The 9,384-nt window shown below is 63.7% G+C and carries 6 protein-coding genes and 1 pseudogene; 6 read left to right on the top strand and 1 reads right to left on the bottom strand.

All coding sequences use genetic code 11. The features are described from left to right. From Q8K05_RS10785 to Q8K05_RS10770, 4 genes and pseudogenes are all read left to right on the top strand, one after another. Window positions 1–438, top strand: a 438-nt coding sequence (locus Q8K05_RS10785; RefSeq protein ID WP_305246613.1) for an ArsI/CadI family heavy metal resistance metalloenzyme, incomplete at its 5' end; no start/stop codon positions are given. A 10-nt stretch (window positions 439–448) separates the two neighbouring features. Continuing rightward, the gene (locus Q8K05_RS10780) at window positions 449–949 is read left to right on the top strand and encodes an arsenate reductase ArsC (RefSeq protein ID WP_305246612.1); all 501 of its coding nucleotides are present in this window, start codon (window positions 449–451) and stop codon (window positions 947–949) included. Between the two features lie 103 nt (window positions 950–1,052). Continuing rightward, complete coding sequence (locus tag Q8K05_RS10775) at window positions 1,053–2,339, top strand: arsenic transporter (protein ID WP_305246611.1); 1,287 nt, start codon at window positions 1,053–1,055, stop codon at window positions 2,337–2,339. Between the two features lie 96 nt (window positions 2,340–2,435). Continuing rightward, a pseudogene (locus tag Q8K05_RS10770) lies at window positions 2,436–3,301 on the top strand (MFS transporter); the annotation flags it as partial. 95 nt (window positions 3,302–3,396) lie between these two features. Here Q8K05_RS10770 and Q8K05_RS10765 read toward each other — a convergent pair. Next, a complete protein-coding gene (locus Q8K05_RS10765) occupies window positions 3,397–3,915 on the bottom strand; it encodes a GNAT family N-acetyltransferase (RefSeq protein ID WP_305246610.1) in 519 nt (172 codons plus the stop codon). Window positions 3,916–4,292: 377 nt separating this feature from the next. Here Q8K05_RS10765 and Q8K05_RS10760 point away from each other — a divergent pair, with 377 nt between their 5' ends. Both Q8K05_RS10760 and Q8K05_RS10755 read left to right on the top strand, forming a co-directional pair. Continuing rightward, window positions 4,293–5,579, top strand: a complete 1,287-nt coding sequence (locus Q8K05_RS10760) for an efflux RND transporter periplasmic adaptor subunit (RefSeq protein ID WP_305246609.1) — start codon at window positions 4,293–4,295, stop codon at window positions 5,577–5,579. A 41-nt stretch (window positions 5,580–5,620) separates the two neighbouring features. Then, window positions 5,621–8,710 (top strand): efflux RND transporter permease subunit, encoded by a 3,090-nt coding sequence (locus Q8K05_RS10755; protein ID WP_305246614.1) that lies wholly within the window; start codon window positions 5,621–5,623, stop codon window positions 8,708–8,710. The last annotated feature ends 674 nt before the right edge of the window (window positions 8,711–9,384 follow it).

Below are 9,384 nucleotides of genomic sequence, written 5' to 3'. Positions count from 1 at the left end.
GACCTCGGCAAAAACATCGCCTTCTATTCAGCCATGTTTCATCAGCCTCCGGCGCGGACCGAGGCTGACTACGCCAAATGGATGTTGCAGGACCCGCCGGTCAACTTCGCCATCTCCACCCGCGGCAACGCCACCGGCGTGGACCACCTGGGCATCCAGGTGGAAACCACGGAAGAACTTGCCGAACTGCGGACCCATGCCCGGGACGCCGACCTCGCACTGCAGGACGACGGCGAAACCACCTGCTGCTACGCCCGCAGCGACAAATACTGGCTGACCGACCCGCAGGGCGTGGCCTGGGAGCAGTTCCACACGCTGGACGGCATTCCGGTGTTCAGCGAGCAAAAATCCAAACCAGATATGCCCTCAGCCCCTGCCTGCTTTGCGCCTGCAGCTACAAAAAGTGTAGCAATCACCCCCTCCACAACCTGCTGCTGAAAGAACCAAAATGACCGACCGCGTGATCAATGTCCTGTTTCTCTGCACCCACAACTCGGCCCGCAGCATCCTGGCCGAAGCCACACTCAACCACATGGCCAAGGGCCGCTTCCGGGCCTTCTCGGCTGGAAGCAGTCCGCGCGACAACCAGCAACCCAATCCGCTGGCCCTGAAGGTGCTGGCCAACGCCGGGATTCCGACCGAAGGCCTGCGCAGCAAAAGCTGGGACGAGTTCGGCCAGCCCGGCGCACCGCACATGGACCTGGTCATCACGGTCTGCGACAACGCGGCCGGCGAAGTCTGCCCCTACTGGCCCGGCCAGCCCGCCACCGCGCACTGGGGCTATGCCGACCCCTCGGAAACGGAGGGCAACGATGCGCAAAAACTCGAAGCCTTTCGCAAGACCCTGCTTGCCCTGCACCGCCGCCTGGCGCTGCTGGTCAGCCTCCCGCCAGAAAAACTCGAACGCACCCTGCTGCAGCGCACCGCGCGCGATCTGGTCCGGTCATAAGCGCGTCAACCGCAGAAACCCGTCGTTCTCGATCTGCATTTGCATTTGCATTTGCATTTTCTCGTGGTGAGAAGTACCCAAAAAGAGCAAGAAAAGGACTTTTATGCTTGTAGCCCTATCGATATTTATCGCCACCCTCACTTTGGTCATCTGGCAACCCCGCGGTTTGGGCATCGGCTGGAGTGCCTCGCTGGGCGCCGCAGTCGCCCTGTTGTCGGGCGTGGTCCAGCTCAGTGATATTCCTGTCGTCTGGCACATTGTCTGGAATGCCACTGCCACGTTCATCGCCGTCATCATCATCAGTCTGCTGCTTGACGAAGCCGGTTTTTTTGAATGGGCGGCCCTGCATGTGGCGCGCTGGGGCGGCGGCCAAGGCCGCTGGCTATTTGTACTGATCGTGCTACTGGGTGCCTCCGTGGCGGCACTGTTCGCCAACGACGGCGCGGCGCTCATTCTCACGCCTATTGTGATGGCCATGCTGCTGGCGCTAGGCTTTAGCGCGGCGGCGACGCTGGCGTTTGTGATGGCCGCCGGCTTCATTGCCGACGTGGCCAGCCTTCCGCTGGTGGTCTCCAACCTGGTCAATATCGTGTCGGCCGACTTCTTCAAAATCGGTTTTAACGAGTACGCCGCCGTCATGCTCCCGGTCAACATCGCAGCCATCGTGTCAGCTCTCGCGGTGCTGATGCTTTATTTTCGGCATGACATTCCACGCCACTACGATGTTACCAAGCTCAAGCAACCCAGCACCGCCATCCGCGACGTGACCACTTTTCGTGTCGGCTGGGCGGTGCTGTTGCTGCTGCTGATCGGCTTTTTCGGCTTGGAGCCGCTGGGCGTTCCGGTCAGCGCCACGGCAGCCACCTGCGCGCTGCTTCTGCTTGCCGTGGCAGCGCGTGGCCACGTCATCAGCACCCGCAAGGTGATACGCGGTGCACCCTGGCAAATCGTAGTCTTTTCGCTGGGCATGTACCTGGTGGTGTACGGGCTGCGCAACCAAGGCCTGACTGCGGAAATCTCGGTATTGCTCGACCACTTTGCCGCCGGGGGCGTTTGGGGTGCGGCCTTTGGCACCGGCTTTTTGACAGCGCTGCTGTCGTCCGTCATGAACAACATGCCCACCGTGCTGGTGGGCGCGCTGTCGATTGATGCGACGCAGGCCACCGGCGTGGTCAGGGAAGCGATGATTTACGCCAATGTGATCGGCAGCGACCTCGGGCCCAAGATCACACCCATCGGCTCCCTGGCCACGCTGCTGTGGCTGCATGTTCTGGCACGCAAGGGCATGACGATTACCTGGGGCTACTACTTCAAGGTGGGCATCGTGCTGACCGTTCCGGTGCTGGCTGTTGCGCTTGCGGCACTGGCGTTGCGCCTGAGCCTGATGTGACGGAGGCGCAGGCAGCAACGGACACGGGCATGGGTCTCGCTGTGAATAGGCTTTTCAGCATGATGTTCACGAATCTTTCTCTACAGGTCTGACCCCATGGAGCCAGGCCGTACCGCCACCGTTGCCAGCCTGGGCATTGCCCAGACGCTCGCCTGGGCGTCGAGCTACTACCTGCCGGCCATCCTGGCGGCGCCCATGGCGCGCGATCTGGGCGTCAGCACACCCCACGGTATTTGCCGCGTTTTCGGTGGCGCTGGTGGTGTCTGCCCTGCTGGGGCCAGCGGCGGGCAAGGCGATTGGCCGGTATGGTGGCCGACCCGTACTGGCCGCCAACAGCCTTGTCTTTGCCGCGGCACTGGGCGGGTCTACATCTGCTGCTGGCGCTGCCGCTGAACTGGAATCTGCCTTCGACACCGGCCAATCACGAGCCTCCGGCAACGCCGCGGCCAGAGCCGGCAGCTGCGCCAGCCCTGCGGCCCGGCCAAAGCACCACCCGCACCTCGGTACTGCTGGCGCTGGTGTTTGCCTGCACCTGGTTCATCAGCACCGCCATGGCCGCGCACCTGCCGCGATTGCTGCAGGCGGGCGGTGTCCCGCTGGCCACGGCCCTTGTTTTTGCGGGGCTGGTCGGTCCGGCACAAGTCGGCTGGCGGCTGCTGGAGTACGGACTGCTGCGGCGCATTCACCCGCTGGTTTCAGCCCGGCTGGCCGGCCTCATGCACACGCTGGGTGCGATGGTTTTTCTGTTTTTCGGCGTACCGGCAGGTGCGCTGTTCACGCTGCTCCATGGTGCCGGCAATGGCGTGCTGGCCATTGCCAAGGGCACGCTTCCGCTGGTCCTGTTTGGCGCCAACAACTATGGTGCGCGCCAGGGCCTGCTGATAGTGCCTGCGCGGTTTGCGCAGGCCCTGTCACCGTATCTGTTTGGCCTGGCCATCGACCACTTTGACGCAGGCGCCCTGTAGTTTTCAGCGGCGCTGGGTCTGCTGGGCTTTGCGGCGCTGATGCTGCTGCGTGATCGCTCTGCAGCAGCGCAATCGCGCGCCGGACCACATTTTCAATCCAGCCATTTTTGAAAAAACTGGGCCTGCCCCATCCCCGGGTCGAGATGGTAGCCGGCAAAACCGACCCGCTCATACAGCCTGATCGCGCTGGCGTTGCCCTGCAGCACTTCCAGCGTCAGCTTGCAGGCACCGCGCTCGCGGGCTATTTCATCGACCAACGCCAGCATCCGCTCGCCGACGCGCTGGCCGCGGTGGCTGGCCAGCACCGCCACGTCATGCACGTTGACCAGCGGCCGGCAGGCAAAGGTCGAAAATCCTTCAATGCAATTGATCAGGCCCACCGGCAGGTCGCCATCAAACGCCAGCACGCTGAAGGCTTGGGGCCGTGCAGCCAGCGCCGCCACCAGGTGCGATTTTGCAAAATCACTGAGCCCCTCGCCGCCACCGGCCGGGTCTTGCGCGTAGGCGTCCAGCAGCTGGACCAGCGCGCTGGCGTGCACAGGATTGCAGTAGTCGGCCCGAAAAACCAGGAGCGAGGGATTCCGGGCTTGAGCCAGGGCAGATTCAGTCACGCGGTACTTTCTTGAAACGATGGACAGATTTTAAGGACAGCATACGGCGTGGATATTTATTCATGATCAAATAAGTCTCTAGCCCAATCAATACGGGCGCTAGAAGCTACTATAAAAATAGCAAAATTAGGCCACGTCCAGCCCTTACCCTGACCGATAGCGACGACCCCAAAAGCGCAGACGCCGCTTTACCCCACGTTTACCTCCACCTTTCAAGTCGAACACCTGACGATAGTGTGTTGCACGGATAATTACCTTGTCTTACAAAGCAGGCCCTGCCGCCAACACCGGCATGTTTAACGCCCTGCGCATCAAAACGCCATCAAACATAAAAAGCGCTGCGCACTTCCCCGCACGGCAGTCAACAAGGACAGCTGATGGACCCCAAAGCCGAAACCCCACAAACGAGCGCCCGCCCCCGCATGAGCCGCCGTGCATCCATCATCGGCAGCCTGATTGCGCTGCTGTTGCTGGCAGGCACCGGCTGGCTGGCCTGGCACCTGACGCATCCTGCTGCAGATACCTCCACCCCCCCAGGCCGGCGCGGCGCCCCGGCCACCACCGTGGGCGTGGCCACGGCAGAGCGCGCCAACATTCCGATCACTCTGGAAGCCTTGGGCACGGTGACGCCGCAGGCCAGCGTGCGGGTGCGACCCCAGGTGTCGGGCGTGATGGAAAAGGTGCTGTTCAAGGAAGGCCAGATGGTGCGCGCAGGCGATCTGCTGGCCACCATCGATGCACGCCAGTTTGAACTGGCCCTGATGCAGGCCAGCGGTCAGCGGCAACGCGATGAGGCGCAACTGGACAGCGCCCGGGTCACGCTGCAGCGCTTCAAGACCTTGCTGGCGCAGGACTCGATTGCCCGCCAGGAAGTGGACTCGCAGGCGGCGCTGGTCAAGCAGCTTGAAGGCTCGGTCGTGATTGACAAGGCCAACGAAGGCACGGCCCGCCTGAATCTGGGCTACACCCGGGTGCTGGCCCCCGTCAGCGGACGCGTGGGCCTGCGCAGCGTGGACGTAGGCAATGTGGTGAACAGCAGCGACGCCAACGGCATTGCACTGATCACGCAGCTCACGCCGATTGACGTGGTGTTTGCCGTGCCGCAAGACCAGGCCGGCGAGCTGCAGCAAAGCGCCGCCGCCGGCACGGTGATGAAAGTGACCGCGCTCGACAGAACCCGCTCCGCTACGCTGGACACAGGCGTGTTTGCCTCGCTGGACAACCAGATCGACGTCCAGACCGGCACGGTCAAGGCCAAGGCGCGCTTTGCCAACACCGACCTGGCGCTGTTTCCCAACCAGTTTGTCAATGTGCGGCTGCTGCTCAAGACCCTGGACGGCGCCGTGGTGGTGCCGGTGACTGCCCTGCGTCACGGCAGCAACGGCGACTATGTGTATGTGCTCAACAGCGCCGAGCGCACCGTGTCGCTGCGGCCAGTGCAGCGCGGCCAGGCCACCGTGGAAAAAATCGTGATCACCTCGGGCCTGGCGGCGGGCGAACGCGTCATCACCGAAGGCGCGGACAGGCTCAGGGACGGCGCACGGGTGGTGCTGCCGGGCGCGCCAGCCGGCGCGGGCCAGCGCCAGAACGCAGCGGGTGCCGAAGCGCCCGCCGCAGCGGCCTCGCGCCCGCGCCGCCGCGCATCGAAAGCTGAAGGCGCATGAGCCAGCCGCCCGGGGCCGATCCGGTCCAAGCGCTTGACACCATGAGCCCATCGCGGCCGTTCATCATGCGGCCGGTGGCGACCGCGCTGCTGATGGTGGCCATCGTGCTGGCGGGCCTGGTCGGCTTCAAGTTTTTGCCGCTGTCGGCCCTGCCGCAGGTCGATTACCCGACGATTCAGGTCCAGACCCTCTACCCCGGCGCCAGCCCCGAGGTGATGGCGCAAACCGTGACGGCGCCGCTGGAGCGCCAGTTTGGCCAGATGGCCGGGCTGCAGCGCATGAGCTCCACCAGCGCCGCCGGGGTTTCCATCGTCACGCTGCAGTTTGACCTGGGGCTTGCGCTCGACGTGGCCGAGCAAGAGGTGCAGGCGGCCATCAATGCGGGCGGCTCGCTGCTCCCATCCGACCTCCCCGCGCCGCCGGTGTATGCAAAGGTCAACCCGGCCGATGCCCCGGTGCTGACGCTGGCCATCACCTCCGACACCCTGCCGCTGACGGAAGTGCAAAACCTCGTCAACACCCGGCTGGCGCTCAAAATCAGCCAGGTCAATGGCGTCGGGCGGGTAACGCTCAGCGGCGGCCAGCGCCCTGCGGTGCGCGTTCAGGCCGACACGCGGGCACTGGCCTCTTACGGGCTGGGACTCGACGCGCTGCGCACCGCCATCTCGGCGGCCAACGCCAGTGGCGCCAAGGGCAGCATTGACGGGCCGACCCGCGCCTACTCGATCAACGCCAATGACCAGCTGCTGACGGCGGCCGACTACCAAGACCTGATCGTTGCCTGGCGCAATGGCGCGGCGGTGCGGGTGGCCGATGTGGCCCAGGTCGTGAACAGCGCCGAAAACATCAAGCTGGGTGCCTGGAGCGGCTTGAAGCCCGCCATCATTTTGAATGTGCAGCGCCAGCCCGGCGCCAATGTGATTGCCACGGTGGATGCCATCAAGGCGCGCCTGCCCGAGCTGCAGTCCGGCCTGCCCGCCTCGGTCAATGTCGAGGTGCTGAGCGACCGCACCACCGGCATCCGGGCCTCGGTGCTGCACGTTGAAATAGAGTTGCTGCTGGCCGTGGTGATGGTGGTGCTGGTGATTTTTGCGTTTTTGCGCAATGTGCGCGCCACCGTGATTGCCAGCCTGGCGGTGCCGATTTCGCTGATTGGCACCTGCGGGGCGATGTACCTGCTGGGCTACAGCCTGAACAACCTCAGCCTGATGGCGCTGACGATCGCCACCGGCTTCGTGGTGGACGACGCCATCGTGATGCTTGAAAACATCTCGCGCTACCTTGAAAAAGGCGAGGCGCCCATGGCGGCGGCGCTCAAGGGTGCCAAGCAGATCGGCTTCACCATCATCTCGCTCACCGTGTCGCTGATCGCGGTGCTGATTCCGCTGCTGTTCATGGGCGATGTGCTGGGCCGCCTGTTCCGCGAGTTCGCCATCACGCTGGCGATCACGATCCTGATTTCGGCCGTGGTGTCGCTGACATTGGTGCCCATGATGTCGGCGCGCTGGCTCAAACCGGCGTCCGAATCGCACAGCGACCAGCCTGCAGACCGGCTGCAGCAGTTTTTTGAGCGCTTTTCCAAAGCCGTCATGGCCCGCTACACGCAGGGGCTGCACGCGGTGTTCAGACACCAGGGCGCCACGCTGCTAGTGGCCCTTGGCACGCTGCTGCTCACAGTGCTGCTGTATGTGCTGATTCCCAAAGGCCTGTTTCCCACGCAGGACACCGGCCAGTTGCAGGCCCGGGTCGAAACCACCCAGTCGGTGTCGTATGCCCGCATGGCCGAACTGCAGCAGGCCACCGCCCAGGCGATTCTGGAAGACCCCGATGTCGCCACGCTGAGCTCCTTCATTGGCGTCGATGCCGCCAACAACACCATGCTGCACACCGGGCGCATGCTGATCAACCTCAAGCGCGCGCGCACCGGCAGCCAGCAGGAAACCATGGACCGGCTCAAAGCGCGGGCCGGCCAGATCGCCGGCGTGACGCTCTACCTGCAGCCGACGCAGGATTTGACGATTGACGCCGAAACCGGCCCGACCCAGTTTCGCGTGTCGCTCGAAGGCGCCAACAACGCCACCGTGGTGGCGTGGGCCAACAAGCTGACGCAGCGCCTGCGGCAACTGCAAAGCCTGCGCAACGTGGCGTCGGACGCGGGCTCCAGCAGTGCCGGGGCCTACATCACGGTGGACCGCGACACCGCCTCGCGCCTGGCCATCACCACCGCATCGATTGACGACGCGCTGTACAGCGCCTATGGCCAGCGCATCGTCTCGACGATTTTTACCGAAACCGACCAGTACCGGGTGATTCTGGAAGCGCTGCCCGACCTGCTGGCCAGCCCGGCGTCTTTGGGCAACTTACCGCTTAAAACAGGCTCGGGCAGCACCACGCCGCTGTCCAGCGTGGCGCGCATCAGGGTAGAGCCTGCACCGCTGCAAATCACCCGCGCGGCCCAGTACCCGGCGACCACGCTGGGCTTTGACACGGCGCCGGGCGTGTCGCTGGGCAAGGCGGTCGATGACGTCAAGCAGGCCGCCAAGGACATCGCCCTGCCCGCCAGCGTGACCCTGACTTTTCTGGGCGCCGCGGGCGCCTACCAGTCGTCGCTGTCGAGCCAGCTGTGGCTGATTCTGGCGGCCGTGGTGTGCGTCTACATCGTGCTGGGCGTGCTGTACGAGAGCTACATCCACCCGCTGACGATCATTTCAACCCTGCCGTCTGCCGGTGTGGGCGCGCTGCTGGCGCTGATGATCAGCGGCTCCGACCTGGGGGTGATCGGCATCATCGGCATCATTTTGTTGATCGGCATCGTGAAAAAGAACGCCATCATGATGATTGACTTTGCGATTGACGCCGAGCGCCATGAAGGCAAGTCGCCGCAGGACGCGATTTTTCAGGCGGCCCTGCTGCGCTTTCGGCCGATATTGATGACCACGCTGGCGGCGCTGTTTGCCGCCGTGCCGCTGATGCTGGGCTGGGGGGATGGGGCAGAGTTGAGGCGGCCGCTGGGGCTGGCGATTTTTGGCGGGCTGATTGTAAGCCAGGTGTTGACGCTGTTTACGACGCCGGTGGTTTACCTGGCGTTTGACCGGGTGGGGCGGCGGTTTGGGCGGAGGGCGCTGAGCTGATGCTGCGCTTTTATGTTTTTTATGGCTCTGGCGCTTTACCTACTTGCGCATCTAGCTATTCAATTGATAGGGGTTTTCGCTGCATGGGCTGGCTGGCCGGGGGTAGCCCGGCGGCTACTCACTTTTCTTTGCTTCGCCAAAGAAAAGTAAGCAAAAGAAAGGCGACCCGGCTGTCCGGGTCCCTGCGCTGCGCTTCGGGCAACCTGCGCTGCCCCAGAAAAACGGGGGTCGGCGCAAACTCGCTTCACTTCGTTACGCTCAAACAGCGCGCCGCCCTGATCCCGTTTTTCTGGGGCATCACAGGCCCAGACAGAACGGGGCAATCGGGGACGAAGTCCAAACAGCCAAACAGCCACCGCGCCCAAATTTCAGACCTACATGCTATCAATTCGATAGCTCGTTGTGCGGATGATGTCAGCGCCAAGGGCACTTTTCATGCACAAGCGCGAGTTTCCGCATCCGAATCCGCTCCCGCAAGTCCCGTCCTGGCTGGGCCTGTGATGACGCGGGAAAGCGGGATCAGGGCGAGCGATTGTCTGAGCCGCAGGCGAGTTCGAGCTCGACCCCCGCTTTTCCGGGGCAGCACAGGTTGCCCGAAGCGCAGCGTAGGGACCCAGACTGCGGGTCGCCTTTCTTTTGCTTACTTTTCTTTGGCGAAGCAAAGAACAAGTGAG

Source organism: Polaromonas sp. (assembly GCF_030682935.1).
In the GTDB taxonomy this organism is placed as follows: Bacteria; Pseudomonadota; Gammaproteobacteria; order Burkholderiales; family Burkholderiaceae_C; genus Polaromonas.
Note: the sequence above shows the minus strand (reverse complement) of the source record. Positions and strands in the feature narration are given on the sequence as shown.

Bases quoted from the DNA above. Each gene is read 5' to 3' on its own strand.
- Q8K05_RS10780 (WP_305246612.1), top strand. From the start codon at position 449: ATGACCGACCGCGTGATCAATGTCCTGTTTCTCTGCACCCACAACTCG.
- Q8K05_RS10775 (WP_305246611.1), top strand. From the start codon at position 1,053: ATGCTTGTAGCCCTATCGATATTTATCGCCACCCTCACTTTGGTCATC.
- Q8K05_RS10760 (WP_305246609.1), top strand. From the start codon at position 4,293: ATGGACCCCAAAGCCGAAACCCCACAAACGAGCGCCCGCCCCCGCATG.
- Q8K05_RS10755 (WP_305246614.1), top strand. From the start codon at position 5,621: ATGAGCCCATCGCGGCCGTTCATCATGCGGCCGGTGGCGACCGCGCTG.